14 protein-coding genes and 5 tRNA genes are annotated in these 17208 nt (G+C 43.1%); 13 read left to right on the top strand and 6 right to left on the bottom strand.

What is annotated here, in order from left to right; genetic code table 11:
• Positions 1-27: 27 nt before the first annotated feature.
• The 6 genes from amiE to ACQVGT_RS19650 all read right to left on the bottom strand — a co-directional run bounded on the left by amiE (position 28) and on the right by ACQVGT_RS19650 (position 5648).
• Positions 28-1353 (bottom strand): N-acetylmuramoyl-L-alanine amidase, encoded by a 1326-nt coding sequence (gene amiE / locus ACQVGT_RS19675; protein WP_015482714.1) that lies wholly within the window; start codon positions 1351-1353, stop codon positions 28-30.
• A gap of 56 nt (positions 1354-1409) precedes the next feature.
• Entirely contained in the window at positions 1410-2780 is a 1371-nt protein-coding gene (locus tag ACQVGT_RS19670; protein WP_015482715.1) for a PTS transporter subunit EIIC, read from the bottom strand.
• A gap of 25 nt (positions 2781-2805) precedes the next feature.
• Positions 2806-3657 carry a MurR/RpiR family transcriptional regulator gene (locus ACQVGT_RS19665; protein ID WP_015252968.1) on the bottom strand — a complete coding sequence of 284 codons (852 nt, stop codon included), beginning with the start codon at positions 3655-3657 and terminating at the stop codon, positions 2806-2808.
• A gap of 16 nt (positions 3658-3673) precedes the next feature.
• The gene (gene murQ / locus ACQVGT_RS19660; protein ID WP_015482716.1) at positions 3674-4588 is read right to left on the bottom strand and encodes an N-acetylmuramic acid 6-phosphate etherase; all 915 of its coding nucleotides are present in this window, start codon (positions 4586-4588) and stop codon (positions 3674-3676) included.
• 109 nt (positions 4589-4697) lie between these two features.
• Positions 4698-5180, bottom strand: coding sequence for a GNAT family N-acetyltransferase (locus ACQVGT_RS19655; RefSeq protein ID WP_015382615.1), 483 nt, complete (start codon positions 5178-5180; stop codon positions 4698-4700).
• 12 nt (positions 5181-5192) lie between these two features.
• Positions 5193-5648: a 2-thiouracil desulfurase family protein gene (locus tag ACQVGT_RS19650; RefSeq protein ID WP_015382616.1), complete on the bottom strand. Its 456-nt coding sequence runs from the start codon at positions 5646-5648 to the stop codon at positions 5193-5195.
• A 179-nt stretch (positions 5649-5827) separates the two neighbouring features.
• Here ACQVGT_RS19650 and ACQVGT_RS19645 point away from each other — a divergent pair.
• The 13 genes from ACQVGT_RS19645 (at position 5828) to ACQVGT_RS19585 (ending at position 17205) form a co-directional block, all read left to right on the top strand.
• Positions 5828-5902 (top strand) — tRNA-Glu (locus tag ACQVGT_RS19645).
• A 3-nt stretch (positions 5903-5905) separates the two neighbouring features.
• Positions 5906-5981, top strand: a tRNA-Val gene (locus ACQVGT_RS19640).
• Between the two features lie 4 nt (positions 5982-5985).
• Positions 5986-6058: transfer RNA gene (locus ACQVGT_RS19635), tRNA-Thr, on the top strand.
• 22 nt (positions 6059-6080) lie between these two features.
• A tRNA-Tyr gene (locus ACQVGT_RS19630) sits at positions 6081-6165 on the top strand.
• A gap of 4 nt (positions 6166-6169) precedes the next feature.
• Positions 6170-6241: transfer RNA gene (locus ACQVGT_RS19625), tRNA-Gln, on the top strand.
• Positions 6242-6470: 229 nt separating this feature from the next.
• Positions 6471-7034, top strand: a complete 564-nt coding sequence (sigW, locus tag ACQVGT_RS19620) for an RNA polymerase sigma factor SigW (protein WP_003223646.1) — start codon at positions 6471-6473, stop codon at positions 7032-7034.
• Between the two features lie 13 nt (positions 7035-7047).
• A complete protein-coding gene (rsiW, locus tag ACQVGT_RS19615; protein ID WP_015252964.1) occupies positions 7048-7674 on the top strand; it encodes an anti-sigma-W factor RsiW in 627 nt (208 codons plus the stop codon).
• A 160-nt stretch (positions 7675-7834) separates the two neighbouring features.
• On the top strand, positions 7835-8656 hold the full coding sequence (gene cdaA, locus ACQVGT_RS19610) for a diadenylate cyclase CdaA (protein WP_003223651.1): 822 nt from the start codon (positions 7835-7837) through the stop codon (positions 8654-8656).
• A complete protein-coding gene (gene cdaR / locus ACQVGT_RS19605) occupies positions 8649-10103 on the top strand; it encodes a CdaA regulatory protein CdaR (protein WP_015382617.1) in 1455 nt (484 codons plus the stop codon). Before cdaA ends, cdaR begins: the two co-directional genes overlap by 8 nt.
• 18 nt (positions 10104-10121) lie before the next feature.
• Positions 10122-11468, top strand: a complete 1347-nt coding sequence (glmM, locus tag ACQVGT_RS19600) for a phosphoglucosamine mutase (RefSeq protein WP_015382618.1) — start codon at positions 10122-10124, stop codon at positions 11466-11468.
• Positions 11469-11901: 433 nt separating this feature from the next.
• Entirely contained in the window at positions 11902-13704 is a 1803-nt protein-coding gene (glmS, locus tag ACQVGT_RS19595) for a glutamine--fructose-6-phosphate transaminase (isomerizing) (protein WP_015252962.1), read from the top strand.
• A gap of 289 nt (positions 13705-13993) precedes the next feature.
• Entirely contained in the window at positions 13994-14617 is a 624-nt protein-coding gene (locus ACQVGT_RS19590) for an undecaprenyl-diphosphatase (protein WP_080030625.1), read from the top strand.
• A 1070-nt stretch (positions 14618-15687) separates the two neighbouring features.
• Positions 15688-17205: an NADH dehydrogenase subunit 5 gene (locus ACQVGT_RS19585; protein ID WP_015482719.1), complete on the top strand. Its 1518-nt coding sequence runs from the start codon at positions 15688-15690 to the stop codon at positions 17203-17205.
• The last annotated feature ends 3 nt before the right edge of the window (positions 17206-17208 follow it).

The raw sequence follows: 17208 nt of genomic DNA, 5'->3' as shown, positions 1-17208 counted from the left end.
AGAAACTTCCTCCTATCGTCTAATCATTCATTCCATCGCTTCATAAATCGCGGTTATGACACTTCCATAACTGCCTGTTGCAAATTGATCACCCTCAAAGACGTTTGGATTTTCTTCCGGATCAATAACTGGTGTATGCTTTTTATTTGTTAACAATGCGATGCCTAAATTGTATGCTGGATCAATAATTGTAACTGTCCCTGTCCAGCCGGTATGCCCGTAAGCATTTTCACTGGCATGAGGGCCAAACATCCATTCCATGCTTTTACTTCCGTTCCGCCTCCAGCCAAGAGCGAATGTCGGATCTGTTGCTGAAGGTGCTGTAAACAGGTCGGCTGTTTTCTGATCAAATAAAGAAATATTTCGGTATGAACCTTTGTTTAACATGACTTGCAGCAGTATGGCCATATCATCTGCATTTGAGAACAATCCGGCATGCCCAGACACGCCATCCATTGAGTAAAACGCTTTTTCGTCATGCACTTCTCCTTGCAGCGAGTTTGTGCGGATGTTAGGGAATTGAATAACGCCGTCACGTGTATTGCCCATGCGTTCAGTAGCTGCGAACTGTTTCGGTTTAAAGCCCTTTTGCAGCGGATTGTACAAGGTATGCTTCAGCCTGAGCGGTTTGTAGAGCTCTTGCTCCGTGTAGACATCAAGCGGTTTGCCGGTGAGTTTTTCGACAATACATCCGAGTAGCATATATCCAATGTCACTGTATACGTGCTTTGTCCCAGTTTGATAATCGAGTGGAATTTTCGTCAAATATTCAATCGTTTTGTCCCGTTCCTGGGAATAGTACTTGCCGGCTTTTTCCGGCGTGTAAAAGTAAAAGCTTGATGGGAGCCCTGATTGGTGCTGGAGGACATCGATGACACGTATCTTGTCTTTTCCTTTTATGAGGTCACCCGGCTGATCCTTGAAACCCGGCAAATATGCAGAAACTTTTTCATAGACGTCAAGTTTTCCTTGGCTGACTAAGCGCTGCAATGCAAAATTTGTTGCGTACATTTTTGTATTTGAGGCTAAGTCAAACATCGTGCGGGTTTTCATTTTGGCCGGACGGCGCAGTAGTTCTGATCCTTCGTACTTTTTACTGTAGCCGTATGCTGCTTTTTTTATGATGCGTCCATCCTTCACCACCACAAGAACGGCGCCTGGAAATCCTGCTGCAATATCCCGTTCTATCATCTGATCTACCTTCCTTAGCTTCTTCGTCGAGAATTGTGCAGTTTCTGCATTTATGGTTTTCGGCTCAACCAAGTTGTCTGCTGTTTGTGCGAAGGTTTCATTTGGCGCGAATATCGATAGGGTTAAAATGGCACTGAATATGAACAGTGTCTTTGTTTTCACAGGCTAGCCCCTTTCTGTGCTTCTATCCCGTTTACTATCCCTAATACAGAAACAATTTAATCGAACTGTGAAGCCATTTCATCTTTATATCCGAATGCATAGGTTAATAAAAAGCCGGCCGCGTAGGAAATAAAGAGCCCAATGATATACAAAATGATTTGCGAAGGCAGGACTAGAAAGGAAAGCGGCAGTCCGGAGACACCAATCGCAATGGTGGCTACTTGAAAATAAGCTTGAAAGGCGCCGCCGATTCCAGCTCCTAAACATGCTGTTAAAAACGGACGGCCAAGCGGCAGCGTCACTCCGAAAATAAGCGGTTCACCAATGCCGAGCAGTCCCGATGGAAGCCCGCCGGCGATTGCTTTCCTCAGTGTTGTTTTTTTCGTCTTCACGAAGACGGCAAAGGCCGCGCCTACCTGTCCTGCACCTCCCATAGCCAAAATAGGGAGCAGAGGGTCATTGCCAATTGAATTGATTAGTTCCATGTGCACAGGCGTCAAGCCTTGATGCAGTCCGGTTACGACGAGAGGAAGGAAGGTTGCGCCCAGAATAAAGCCCGCAGCGATGCCGCCGATGTCCAGGATGGACAGTAGGCCGGATGTAATGGCATCAGAAATGAATCCGCCTAAAGGCATAAATACGACATACGTTACGATTCCGGTGATTAACAGTGAAACGGTGGGTGTGACAATGATATCGAGTGATTGAGGAATAAAACGGCGAATAAATTGTTCGGTGTAAGCAATGAATATGGCTGCGAAAAGGACGCCGATCAGACCTCCCCTGCCCGGGAGAAGCTCTTCTCCAAATAAACTGATTTTTGCGATCTCCGGATTGATAATCAAGATCCCGGCCAAAGCCCCAAGTGCGGGTGTCCCGCCAAATTCTTTCGAAGCGTTAATACCAACGAGAATGCCGAGATAAGTGAACAGCCCTGATCCGATGACTGTCAGGATAACCGCAATTTGTGAGTCTGCAGAGAGCCAGCCTGCTTGAATAATTGCTTTGGTAATCCCAGTAATTAAACCGGAAGCGACTAGAGCGGGAATAAGAGGGATAAAAATGCTGGCAATTTTACGTAAGAAAAGTTTAAAAGGAGTGGCGTTTTTTCGATTGATATCGGCTTTCTTTTTGGCCGCTGCTTCTTTGACATCGGCACTTTCTTCTGCTGCTGACACGAGCTTTGAGAAAGCAGCTGTAACATGATTGACGACTCCTGTGCCGAGGATAATTTGTAAGGTTTCAGCTTCAACGACCCCCAATACGCCGTCAAGCTTTCTTAAAGCCTGAGCATCCGCTTTGCTTTCATCGTAAGGCGTAATGCGCAGGCGTGTCATGCAATGCGTATATGAAGAAATATTGGATTTTCCTCCGCATAGCTCAAGGATTTTCTGTGCGAGATGATGGTAGTTATTTTCTTTGCTCATTAAAACCCCTCCCCTTCAAGATGCCTTATTTTATTCTCATAGATTGTATGGCTGCTCTCGTTTTATCGATATAACCGGTTGTCGTTTCATACTGCTCAGCCGCCATGCCTAAAAACAAAACATCAATTATAAAAAGCTGGGCGAGGCGGGAGGAAGTGGCTGCACTTCGAATCAAGGCTTCATTGGAATGGGCTGTATACAAAGGGACATCAGCCAGTGCGGAGACGGATGTCTGACTGAATTGTGTGAGGCTGATCGTTGTGATGCCTTTTTCCTTGGCCATGGCGAACAGTTCAATGATTTCCTGTGTCTCTCCTGAAAACGAAATGGCGAATACGATGTCGTCTTTATCTGCATTTGCGATTAAAGATGCCACAAGATGAGTGTCTGTAAACGCGGTTGCTTGTTTATGAATGCGAAGCCACTTTTGCTGGGCGTCCTTGGCGACAATGCCGGAAGCCCCGAGGCCGATAAAATGCACGGTATGAGCTTTGAGAAGCAGAGAAACCGCTCGTTCAAGCTCTTTGTAGTCCATCAGGTCTGAAGTATCCTGAATGGCTTGAATGGCATTGCCGGCCGTTTTTTCGGAAATGGAGGGCAGCGGCTCGTGGGGAACAATATCCCGGTAGCCCTGAAAAGTTGGCTTTGCCAGATCGCCCGCTACTCTCATTTTTAAATCTTGAAATCCTTTTAAACCGAGTGATTTGCAGAGCCTGATGACGGCAGCGTCACTTGAATTGGCTAAGGCGCTAATTTCGTTGACGGTGCTTTCGATTGCTTTGTGAGGATGGGCTAGGATATAATCTGCAAGTTTGCGCTCGGATGGAGGGAGCTTATGCTTCATTGATTGGATGATCGCTAAACCGCCTGTGGCCATTCTAGTTCTCTCCTTATCATGGATGGTAATGTTCGATTGCTTTGTCAATGAAACCGTTTGCTTCATCGAGTAATGTCTTTGCTTGTTTCTGATCTGTGCTTGTTTTGAGCATGACGATTGCTGTTTTGACGTGATGATCGGCTTGTTCCAGGGTGTGCCTGGCTGTGTCGTATGAAGCATTTGTAAGGCTTTGGATGATGCTGATGGCGCGTTCTTTTAGTTTTTTGTTGCTGACGTTGACGTCTACCATCAAGTTTTCGTAAACCTTGCCGATTTTGACCATTACAGCGGTAGATATCATGTTTAGAATCATTTTATGAGCGGTTGCGGCTTTCATACGTGTTGATCCTGTAATGGCCTCAGGTCCGACGACAACCTCAATGCTGTGATCCGCATCCTTGCTGATGGCGGAATTTTCATTGCAAGTAAGGGCGATGGTGTGTGCTCCGACTTTGCGGGCGTATCTTAGGGCGCCTGCGGCGTACGGTGTGCGGCCGCTTGCTGCGATGGCAATGACGGTGTCATTTGAAGTGAGCTGTATGTTTCTTAAATCTTCACCTCCTGCTTCCTCACTGTCTTCAATGCCCTCTGCTGCCTGTAAAAAGGCTTTGGGGCCTCCAGCCATGATTCCGATGACCTGATCAGGGCTTACGCTGTAGGTGGGAGGACATTCAACAGCATCCATGACGCCGAGTCTGCCGCTTGTGCCGGCGCCTGTATATATGAGCCGGCCTCCATTTTGAAACGATTCATATGCGCAGTCTACAGCTGTTTTGATGTCGGGGAGAACCTCCTGAACGGCTGCAGCGACTTTCATATCTTCGTTGTTGATCATTTTGAGGATGCCGAGAGTGTTTGCTTTGTGGATTTCAACTGTTTGACTATTGCGTGATTCCGTTGTAAGACGGTGAAGGTTTAATGGTTCTGACATGAGGATGCCCCCTGTTTTAAAATGATATATCTCAATGTTCAGTATATTCATTTCTGTTATGATATTTCAACTATGTTTTTAAATTTTTGAAATTTTATTTCACTCAAGACTATAAGAAATGATGAAGGATCAACTGTTCTCCAAGCGGCCCGATTCTTCGCCGTCCTTTATCAAGGAACCCGCTTTTCATATAAAGGTGTTTTGCGCGTATGTTCAGATGATTGACGGCCAAGATGATTTCGTCGCACCATGGAAAATATCCGCTCACAAAAGCGGGAAGCAAAATCATGGCTTTTTTCGCATAGCCTTTTCCGTGGTGCACAGCGTTTAAAGACAGGGAGCTGAGCAGTAAAGCAAATGGATTGTTAGAATAGGAAGCAAGCGTTTCTTTTGATGCATGTAAAATGAAAAAACCGACTGGAAGGTCGTCTTTTAAGATGACAACCGGGTATCGGTCCTGTATGCCCAGAGCCTGAGACAGCACCTCTTTCGGGAGGGAGGTAAAGCGTTTGTCATCATTAGTGAGCGTGAATGATTGAAGCTCGGGCAAGTGTTCAGGCTTATAGAAGGATAAAGAAATGTCTTGAGTCATGGGGTGGCCTCCTTACAATATGTCGTCAAGCTCGTTTTCCGAAATGACGCGGTAGCCCGCTTGTTTTAACAATGCGGCGGTTACTCCGTTGCCGGTGATTTTTTTGCCAGAGAATGTGCCGTTATAGATAAACCCGCTTCCGCAAGATGGACTGTTTTCTTTTAATATGACGGCAGAAGCGTTGATTTCTTTTGCGTAAGCCAATGTTTTCGCGGCGCCTTCCATATATAGTTCTGTGACGTCTTCTCCTGAAGCTGTCACGATTTTCGCTGTTCCATTGAGGACATCCTCGCCGGTGCCTCCTATGATTTCTGCGGGTTCGCGTGGGGTAGAGAAGTCGCCGAGAAGCTCAGGGCAAGCCATGACTGCTTTCTTTTCATCGACGAGTTTTCTGATTTTCTCCGACGCTGCGTGAGAGCCGTTATATCTGCATTCAATGCCTCCAAGGCAAGAACTGACTAGAATCATATTGGTTTCTCCTCTCTTGCTTTGCTTGTCTCTATCATAAAATAAATGGCTTTAGTTGGGAGGCTTTTTCAGTTAAAAAAGGAGTTAAAAAGTTTGAAAATAAAAAATTTAATTTTCCTCTTTACAAACAGGGGGTGACCTGTATATAATAACTTTTGTCAGCTCGACGAGAACACAACGGCCCGTTGGTCAAGCGGTTAAGACACCGCCCTTTCACGGCGGTAACACGGGTTCGAATCCCGTACGGGTCACCATTTGGAGGATTAGCTCAGCTGGGAGAGCATCTGCCTTACAAGCAGAGGGTCGGCGGTTCGAGCCCGTCATCCTCCACCATCTTGCCGGTGTAGCTCAATTGGTAGAGCAACTGACTTGTAATCAGTAGGTTGGGGGTTCAAGTCCTCTTGCCGGCACTGTTTTTTCAAAATTTTATGTGGAGGGGTAGCGAAGTGGCTAAACGCGGCGGACTGTAAATCCGCTCCCTCAGGGTTCGGCAGTTCGAATCTGCCCCCCTCCACCATTATTGGGCTATAGCCAAGCGGTAAGGCAACGGACTTTGACTCCGTCATGCGTTGGTTCGAATCCAGCTAGCCCAGTCACAGACACCTTTGATCAAAAGGTGTCTTTTTTCTTTTGGAAAAATCATTCCAACTTCTAACTGTTCAGTCTGTATAATAATTTTAAAAATATGTTAAGGTAGTTTATTCACGAATTACCATCTACACCCTGCCAAAAATTTGATAAACTTATTTTATAAAAAAATTGAAACCTTTTGAAACGAAGCTCGTATACATACAGACCGGTGAAGGCAGAGGTTAGATAAATATGGAAATGATGATTAAAAAAAGAATTAAACAAGTCAAAAAAGGCGACCAGGATGCATTTGCGGACATCGTAGATATTTACAAAGATAAAATTTATCAGCTTTGCTACCGTATGCTTGGCAATGTGCATGAGGCGGAGGATATTGCACAGGAAGCTTTCATCAGAGCGTACGTTAATATCGACAGTTTTGATATTAACCGGAAATTTTCAACTTGGCTTTATCGAATCGCGACCAATTTGACCATTGACCGCATTCGCAAAAAGAAGCCGGATTATTACCTCGATGCAGAGGTGGCTGGTACGGAAGGCTTGACCATGTATTCTCAAATCGCCGCAGATGGTGTTTTGCCTGAAGATGCAGTTGTGTCGCTGGAGCTCTCAAACACGATACAGCAGAAAATTTTAAAGCTTCCTGACAAATACAGAACAGTCATCGTATTAAAGTATATTGACGAACTCTCATTAATTGAAATCGGGGAGATTCTAAACATTCCTGTGGGGACTGTGAAAACGCGGATTCACAGAGGCAGAGAGGCTCTTAGAAAACAATTAAGGGATCTTTAAGTGGGGTGATGAAATGAGCTGTCCTGAACAAATTGTGCAGCTTATGCATATGCATCTTGATGGAGATATCCTTCCAAAAGATGAACACGTATTAAATGAACATCTGGAGACATGCGAGAAATGCAGAAAGCATTTTTACGAGATGGAGAAATCCATAGCGCTCGTACGGAGCACATCGCATGTCGAAGCCCCCGCGGATTTTACCGCTAATGTCATGGCAAAATTGCCTAAGGAGAAGAAAAGAGCTTCTGTAAAAAGATGGTTCAGAACCCATCCCGTTATCGCAGCTGCTGCGGTATTCATCATTTTGATGGGCGGAGGTTTTTTTAACAGCTGGCATAATGACCACAATTTCAGCGTATCCAAGCAGCCGAATCTTGTGGTTCATAACCATACTGTGACCGTGCCAGAAGGTGAGACGGTCAAAGGTGATGTCACTGTCAAAAACGGCAAGCTGATTATTAAAGGCAAAATAGACGGGGATGTAACCGTCGTAAACGGCGAAAAGTATATGGCCTCTGCTGGACAAGTCACCGGTCAGATTGAAGAAATCAATCAATTATTCGACTGGACATGGTACAAGATGAAGTCTGCGGGGAAAAGTGTACTCGATGCATTCAGTCCGAACGGAGAAGAGTAAAGCGCGTTAGCCGCTTTGCTCTTTTTTTGCGGGCTGAGAGGGCTGGCACATTTCACTTGCTAAATCGAAATGTGGTATAATGGGCTCGCTATGTAAAGTACATATGCGTAACACGTAAAACACAAAATACGAAATGACTGAAATCTTGGAGGACGAGGAAATGGCTTTTGAGGATATCCCTTTTTTGCAGTACCTCGGCAATGCCGTTGATATTCTCCTTGTTTGGTATGTGATATATAAATTGATTATGGTGATACGCGGCACGAAAGCGGTTCAGCTGTTAAAAGGAATTGTAGTCATCGTGCTTGTTCGTATGGCCAGCCAATATTTGGGCCTCAGCACACTTCAATGGCTGATGGACCAAGCGATAACATGGGGATTTTTAGCAATTATTATTATTTTTCAGCCTGAGCTGAGAAGAGCGCTTGAACAGCTAGGCCGCGGCCGCTTTTTTTCGAGGAGCGGCACGCCTGTTGAAGAAGCGCAGCAGAAAACGATTGAGGCCATTACAAAAGCGATCAATTATATGGCGAAACGCCGTATAGGCGCCCTGCTGACCATTGAGCGGGATACTGGAATGGGGGATTATATTGAAACCGGCATACCACTGAATGCCAAAGTCAGCTCTGAGCTGCTGATCAATATTTTTATCCCAAACACCCCGCTTCACGACGGTGCGGTGATTATGAAAAATAATGAAATTGCCGCGGCCGCCTGTTATCTGCCGCTTTCTGAGAGCCCGTTTATTTCAAAAGAACTGGGCACGCGGCACAGAGCAGCTGTCGGTATCAGTGAAGTAACAGACAGTTTGACGATTATTGTGTCTGAAGAGACCGGCGGCGTCAGTGTGGCAAAGAACGGCGACCTTCACAGAGAGCTTACAGAAGAAGCGCTGAAAGAAATGCTTGAAGCCGAGTTTAAGAAAAACACCAGAGACACTTCTTCTAACCGCTGGTATTGGAGGGGCAAGAAAAATGGATAAATTCTTAAACAACCGCTGGGCTGTGAAAATCATTGCTCTGCTTTTCGCGCTCTTGCTTTATGTGGCGGTTAACAGCAACCAAGCACCGACTCCGAAAAAACCGGGTGAATCTTTCTTTCCGACATCAACAACTGATGAAGCAACTCTGACTGATATTCCGGTTAAAGCGTATTATGATGATGAAAATTACGTCGTGACGGGTGTTCCGCAAACGGTTAATGTCACGATAAAAGGCTCGACAAGCGCCGTGAAAAAGGCTCGGCAGACCAAAAACTTTGAAATATATGCCGATATGGAACATTTGAAAACCGGCACACATAAGGTTGAGCTTAAGGCCAAAAACGTGTCGGATGGGCTGACAATCTCAATTAATCCGTCTGTTACGACAGTGACCATTCAGGAACGGACGACCAAAAGTTTTCCCGTAGAAGTGGAGTACTACAACAAAAGCAAGATGAAAAAAGGCTATTCTCCGGAGCAGCCGATTGTCAGTCCGAAAAATGTGCAGATTACCGGATCGAAAAATGTCATCGATAATATTTCTCTTGTAAAAGCTTCAGTGAATTTGGAAAACGCAGATGAAACGATTGAAAAGGAAGCGAAAGTGACTGTCTATGATAAAGACGGAAACGCGCTTCCTGTCGACGTGGAGCCCTCGGTCATCAAGATTACCGTTCCGGTGACAAGCCCGAGTAAAAAAGTGCCCTTTAAAATTGAACGGACAGGAAGCCTTCCTGACGGTGTCAGCATAGCGAATATTGAATCCAGCCCCAGTGAGGTAACGGTTTACGGCTCACAGGATGTGTTGGATTCTCTTGAATTTATTGACGGCGTCAGCTTAGATTTAAGTAAAATTAACAAGGATTCCGATATCGAGGCAGATATTCCGCTTCCTGACGGTGTCAAAAAAATCTCGCCGTCAAAGGTGACTTTGCATATAGAAGTCGATAGTGAAGCGGATCAGAAGTTCGAGAATGTCCCTATCAAGACTGTAGGGCTGAGCAGCTCACAAAACATTGAATTTCTTGATCCTGAATCACAAGCGATAGACGTAACGGCTAAAGGCTCTCCCGCGAATATAAAAAAACTGAAAAAATCAGATATTGAATTGTATGTGAATGTTTCAGATTTAGAGGACGGGGAGCATAGCGTGAAGCTTGAAGTGAACGGGCCACAGAATGTAACCTGGTCCTTGGGGCGGAAAAACGCCAAAATCAAGCTGACGTCTAAGAAAAGCAATACATCAACGAATGATAACAGCAGCAATACATCAGGGAATCAGGATGACACAGATAAACAAACAAATGATCAAAAGAACAATCAGCAAGAAGATACAAAGAACACTGATAAAAACAGCAACGATCAAAACCAAGACGAAAATAAAGAGCAAAACCAAGATCAGGATGAGGATGAATCCACTGCGAATTCACAATCCTCATCGGAATAAAAAAGGAGCGATTATAAAATGGGCAAGTATTTTGGAACAGACGGTGTAAGAGGTGTCGCCAATAGTGAGCTTACACCTGAGCTGGCCTTTAAAGTCGGACGTTTCGGCGGTTATGTGCTGACAAAAGACAAACAACGTCCAAAAGTGCTGATAGGCCGCGATACACGCATCTCCGGCCATATGCTGGAGGGAGCCCTTGTCGCCGGACTTTTATCCATTGGCGCAGAAGTCATGCGCCTAGGTGTCATTTCTACACCAGGTGTATCTTATTTGACAAAAGCGATGGATGCAGAGGCGGGCGTCATGATTTCCGCTTCTCATAACCCAGTGCAGGATAACGGCATCAAATTCTTTGGGGGAGATGGATTTAAGCTTTCTGATGAACAGGAGGCTGAAATTGAGCGCCTGATGGACGAACCTGAGGATAAGCTGCCAAGACCTGTCGGAGCAGACCTTGGACTTGTAAACGATTATTTTGAAGGCGGACAAAAATATCTGCAATTCTTAAAACAGACAGCTGATGAAGATTTCACAGGCATTCATGTGGCATTGGACTGTGCCCATGGCGCAACGTCATCCTTGGCGACACACCTGTTTGCTGATTTAGATGCAGATGTTTCGACAATGGGGACTTCCCCGAACGGATTAAACATTAATGACGGCGTCGGTTCGACTCATCCCGAAGCGCTCAGCGCGTTTGTCAAAGAGAAAAACGCGGATCTCGGTCTTGCATTCGACGGTGACGGCGACCGCCTGATTGCTGTCGATGAAAAAGGAAATATTGTAGACGGCGACCAAATCATGTACATATGCTCAAAACACCTGAAATCAGAGGGCCGTTTAAAGGATGATACAGTGGTTTCAACCGTGATGAGCAACCTCGGCTTCTATAAGGCACTCGAAAAAGAAGGCATCAAAAGCGTGCAGACAGCTGTCGGCGACCGCTACGTAGTAGAAGCAATGAAAAAAGACGGCTACAACGTCGGCGGAGAGCAGTCAGGACATCTTATTTTCCTTGATTACAACACGACAGGGGACGGATTATTGTCTGCTATTATGCTGATGAACACTTTGAAAGCAACAGGCAAGCCGCTGTCAGAGCTTGCAGCTGAAATGCAGAAGTTCCCGCAGCTGTTAGTCAATGTGAGAGTGACTGATAAATATAAAGTTGAAGAAAATGAAAAAGTAAAAGCAATTATTTCTGAAGTTGAAAAAGAAATGAACGGCGACGGCCGAATTTTGGTGCGCCCTTCAGGAACTGAACCGCTCGTCCGTGTCATGGCTGAAGCGAAGACGAAAGAGCTGTGTGATGAGTATGTCAATCGCATTGTTGAAGTCGTCCGGTCAGAAATGGGATTAGAGTAACGAAGTCTATTATCAGAAAGTGAACAAGACAAGCGAGGATTACATAAGATAATTGTGAGACATAGCGCAAAATTGTTTAAAAAACAATTGACCGTTTATGCCACATGTTGTAAAATCAAGCTTGTCTTGTTCTTATTATCTCAATAGGAAAAGAAGACGGGATTATTGCTTTACCTATAATTATAGCGCCCGAACTAAGCGCCCGGAAAAAGGCTTAGTTGACGAGGATGGAGGTTATCGAATTTTCGGCGGATGCCTCCCGGCTGAGTGTGCAGATCACAGCCGTAAGGATTTCTTCAAACCAAGGGGGTGACTCCTTGAACAAAGAGAAATCACATGATCTTCCAAAAAACATGTAGGAGGGGACGATTGAAAGTCCCCTTGAAATTTGACTTTCTTCGTCTCCTTTTACAATCTTAGGAGGAAGAAAAATATGTGTGGAATCGTAGGTTATATCGGTCAGCTTGATGCGAAGGAAATTTTATTAAAAGGGTTAGAAAAGCTTGAGTATCGCGGTTATGACTCTGCTGGTATTGCTGTTGCCAACGAACAGGGAATCCATGTGTTCAAAGAAAAAGGACGCATTGCAGATCTTCGTGAAGTTGTGGATGCCAATGTAGAAGCGAAAGCCGGAATTGGGCATACTCGCTGGGCTACACACGGCGAACCAAGCTATCTGAACGCTCACCCGCATCAAAGCGCACTGGGCCGCTTTACACTTGTTCATAACGGCGTGATCGAGAACTATGTTCAGCTGAAGCAAGAATATTTGCAAGATGTAGAGCTCAAAAGTGACACCGATACAGAAGTAGTCGTTCAAGTAATCGAGCAATTCGTCAATGGAGGACTTGAGACAGAAGAAGCGTTCCGCAAAACACTTACACTGTTAAAAGGCTCTTATGCAATTGCTTTATTCGATAACGACAACAGAGAAACGATTTTTGTAGCGAAAAACAAAAGCCCTCTATTAGTAGGTCTTGGAGATACATTCAACGTCGTAGCATCTGATGCGATGGCGATGCTTCAAGTAACCAACGAATATGTTGAGCTGATGGATAAAGAAATGGTTATCGTCACTGATGACCAAGTTGTCATCAAAAACCTTGATGGTGACGTGATTACACGTGCGTCTTATATTGCTGAGCTTGATGCCAGTGATATCGAAAAAGGCACGTACCCTCACTACATGTTGAAAGAAACGGATGAGCAGCCTGTTGTTATGCGCAAAATCATCCAAACGTATCAAGATGAAAACGGCAAGCTGTCTGTGCCTGGCGATATCGCTGCCGCTGTAGCGGAAGCGGACCGCATCTATATCATTGGCTGCGGAACCAGCTACCATGCAGGACTTGTCGGTAAACAATATATTGAAATGTGGGCAAACGTGCCGGTTGAAGTGCATGTAGCGAGTGAATTCTCCTACAACATGCCGCTTCTGTCTAAGAAACCGCTCTTCATTTTCCTTTCTCAAAGCGGAGAAACAGCAGACAGCCGCGCGGTTCTCGTTCAAGTCAAAGCGCTCGGACACAAAGCCCTGACAATCACAAACGTACCTGGATCAACGCTTTCTCGTGAAGCTGACTATACATTGCTGCTTCATGCAGGCCCTGAGATCGCTGTTGCGTCAACGAAAGCATACACTGCACAAATCGCAGTTCTTGCGGTTCTTGCTTCTGTGGCTGCTGACAAAAACGGCATCGATATCGGATTTGACCTCGTCAAAGAACTCGGTATCGCTGCAAACGCAATGGAAGCTCTATGCGACCAGAAAGACGAAATGGAAATGATCGCCCGTGAATACCTGACTGTATCCAGAAACGCTTTCTTCATCGGACGCGGCCTTGACTACTTCGTATGTGTCGAAGGCGCACTGAAGCTGAAAGAGATTTCTTACATCCAGGCAGAAGGTTTTGCCGGCGGTGAGCTAAAGCACGGAACGATTGCCTTGATCGAACAAGGAACACCAGTATTCGCACTGGCAACTCAAGAGCACGTAAACCTAAGCATCCGCGGAAACGTCAAAGAAGTTGCCGCTCGCGGAGCAAACACATGCATCATCTCACTAAAAGGCCTAGACGATGCGGATGACAGATTCGTACTGCCGGAAGTAAACCCAGCGCTTGCTCCGTTGGTATCTGTTGTTCCATTGCAGCTGATCGCTTACTATGCTGCACTGCATCGCGGCTGTGATGTTGATAAACCGCGTAACCTTGCGAAAAGTGTTACTGTGGAGTAAAAATGTTTAACCCCTTTGGTTATTTTTGCGGCTTTAAAATAAAGTTACGACGTTTATAAAAATGTTGTTTTTCCCCTTAGATAATTTATGTCTAAGGGTATTTTTCTATTTTAACTAAAGAGGCGGGTAACTAAAAATTATAAGGGGATTCCAATTGATTTTGGGCTCCCTTTTTACATAAAGATGTGACACCAATCTTACAAAAATGTAACTTTAATCTCAAATAATGTAATTTTATTCGATGGCAGGTCATCTAATTTTCTTTTATTATGTTCTAAAAAGAGATTGGATGGTGTTGGGTTTGGATATTTCAGAAGTTAATATATCACTGTTTAGACTAGTTAATGACTTAGGAAAAGAACATCCCTTTTTGAATCCTGTATTTAGTTTTATTGCTGAATATATGGTTTTTTTACTTGCACTAAGTATCCTTTTTATTTGGTTTACAAGAGATACGGATAATAGAATTATGATTTTTTGTGCATCTATCGCTTTCATTTGTGCCTTTACGATAGGGAAGGTTTCAGGGATATTTCACTCGAATTATCAACCTTTTGTTGAATTGGGAGAGGTTAATAAACTGATACATAAAGAAAAAGACAATTCTTTTCCAAGTGACCATACAATTTTATTCTTCTCATATTGTATTTCATTCTGGCTCTTTAAGAGAGGCTGGTCAATTTTATGGGTATTGTTAGCTGTTCTTGTGGGAGTCTCCCGTATATGGGTTGGGGTTCATTATCCTTTTGATGTTTTAGCAGGAGTATTAATAAGCCTAGCAGTTTCAACTTTTATATATTTAACATTCCCTAAACTAAATATTACTCAAACTACCATGAAAATTTATGAAAAATGTGAAAACATACTTCTTTATCGCTTCAAAAGAAAGGAAAACAAGTCAAAAAACCTTTAGATTTATTCAACAATCGGGTGCTAATGTTCAAAAAATCGTAACCTAAAATGATAAACTCTTTTATAAAGATTCCATCTGTATTCAAAGCTGTAGAATCCATTTCGATCTATCTTTTTTTCTATGGATTCTTTAAATTTGCTGTAAACTGAAGGTTCATGTGTTATTTTTGATCAACCTTTATTTTAAAGCTACAGTTTTAGCCAAAGGGGTTTTTTGTTTTAAAGATGGCTATGTTTAATTTTACAGATATTTAGGATTGCCATAAGAATATGAAAATATTAAAGAAGGTATTTTTAAGGAAAGTGACATCTACGGAGAAATTGGGGAATTCCAGCTATAACAATATCCACACAGCTAGTTCAATTTCTTGGTTGTTAAGGCTGTTGAAAATAAAGTAGGAACCAGTATTTATTTATAGTTCCTAATTGAACCCAGTTATTTACTAAACAAGAAAATAGAAAAATGATTATAAAAATCTTCTTGTATTTCTACAAAAAATTAAAGTGATAGATATCATAAGCCTTGGATAAAGATTCAGGATGTATATTTAAAGGGAAAGAAGGATTTGATACTTCATTCTCTGTATTCCAACATCTTGACAATGTTTAAAATTTAGCATATCTTATACTTATCTTAATAATCGCGACCAGATGTTTATTTTCATTTGTTACATTATTAGGTCTTTAGCATTCTTTCAACTAATCTTGACAGGATGAAAAAGTATCCTAATTTAAATGAAAGAGAAGCATAAGTCGATTTATTTATAATCAAGCACTATATTAAAGTGTAGCGGTGAGTTCATTCCTTTAGAATGAACTTAAAATATTGTATAAAGTAAAATGACCAATAATAAGGTAGCTCTTCAAAAAACTTCGCTGAAGTTAGTTGAAGTGAAGCCGACAATTTTCAGGATTCAATGATCTAACATAATCATTGAAATTTTGAAGTTGTCGGCTTTTTTGTTGGAAAAAAATAGAGATAAATAAAAATTGAAATAAATAATAAACAAATATGATCTGATTGAAAGGTCTTTTGACCAATAATGAGTTTTAAAAAAGGGAGAATTTAGAATGTTAGTTTCGCTGAGTTTGTCATCATTATTAACATTATTTTTTATTATGCTTATGGCTTCTGGGATTAGTGGACTATTGTTTTTACATCCGCGAGTACCCTTGAGTTTTGTTCGCATTCATATTGGGATCTTGACTTTACCACTTTTGGTTTCCTTACTGATTCTTGCCAATAGTGGTGTGAGTGGAAATGTTGGCCCTTGGCACTTAGATTCCTTAGCTTGTTTAATGACTTTCTTTGTTCTTGCAATTGGATTCATCATTCAGCGTTTTTCTGTACGTTACTTAATGGGGGATCGATCTTATCGAAAATATTTTATGCTTTTTACTTTCACAACAGGAGCTGCTTCAATGACATGGTTAAGTGGTGATCTCCGCTTGATGGTTATATTTTGGGGAGCAACTCTTGTTGGTTTAACCTTACTTATTAGGTTAAACAGTGCTTGGCAAGTGGCTAGTGAAGCAGCCAAAATTTCTGGCCGGTTATTTTTGTTAAGTTGGTTTTCTTTGTTTTTTGCGATGATGTGGCTTTTTCATGCCACAGGTCAATGGCAGTTATCATTGGTTGTAACAAATGAAAGTTTAGCTGGGCTGGGAGAATGGGAGAGAATAGGGATTCAGCTATTGATTGTACTGGCGGTGATCATTCCTGCAGCTCAATGGCCATTCCAAAGATGGTTGGTTGAGTCTATTGTTGCTCCAACCCCTGTTTCTGCAATTATGCATGCAGGTTTAGTAAATGCTGGAGGAATAATACTAACTCGATTTTCACCTCTATTTCATGGTGGTATCGCTTCGATTATCTTACTTCTGCTTGCTGGCATTTCTGTATTGATTGGAACTGGAATTAGTTTAGTCCAGGTTGATTATAAACGCCAGTTAGTAGGCTCCACGATTGGACAAATGGGGTTTATGCTCATTCAGTGTGCATTAGGCGCCTATATAGCAGCCATTATTCATCTTATTTTACATGGTTTATTCAAAGCTACGTTGTTTCTACAAGCTGGTTCAGCAGTAGGGCGTCATGAAGTATCGGCTCGTACTAATGAAAGAACATCCTATATATGGGTCATGGCTGGTCGGATTTTATCCTTAGTTATAGGCGTTGCTTTTTGGCTCGCTGCTCCTGGAGAGGGGTATCAATTCATTAGTGCGCTGATCTTAGGGTGGTCATTGTCCGTTTCTTGGACTCAGCTTGTCGCTTTTGGAGAGGGCCGAATTGGCCGAATTGCCGGCTTAACTGTTTTAGGAGGAGCAGCCCTCGTATATTTTATCATTCATAACCTTTTCTATAAGTGGCTGCATACAACCATTTTTCAAAGTGTTCAACCTCCAATGTCAGCTGTCATGATTGTCGTATGTCTCTTACTATTTGGCAGTGCTTTAGGTACGTGGGTTGCTCGTCATCGTTCTTCCGTTTTTTTCGCGGTACTCTATCTTTGGTTAGTTCGATTAGGTGAAGCAAAACCAAAGTCAGTAGAGAGTCACCCAGACTACCTTAAACAATATATTTCATAAGGA

This window comes from Bacillus sp. SCT118 (genome assembly GCF_058566435.1).
The sequence above is the reverse complement of the archived record's forward strand: the minus strand, read 5'-3'. Positions and strand labels throughout refer to the sequence as shown.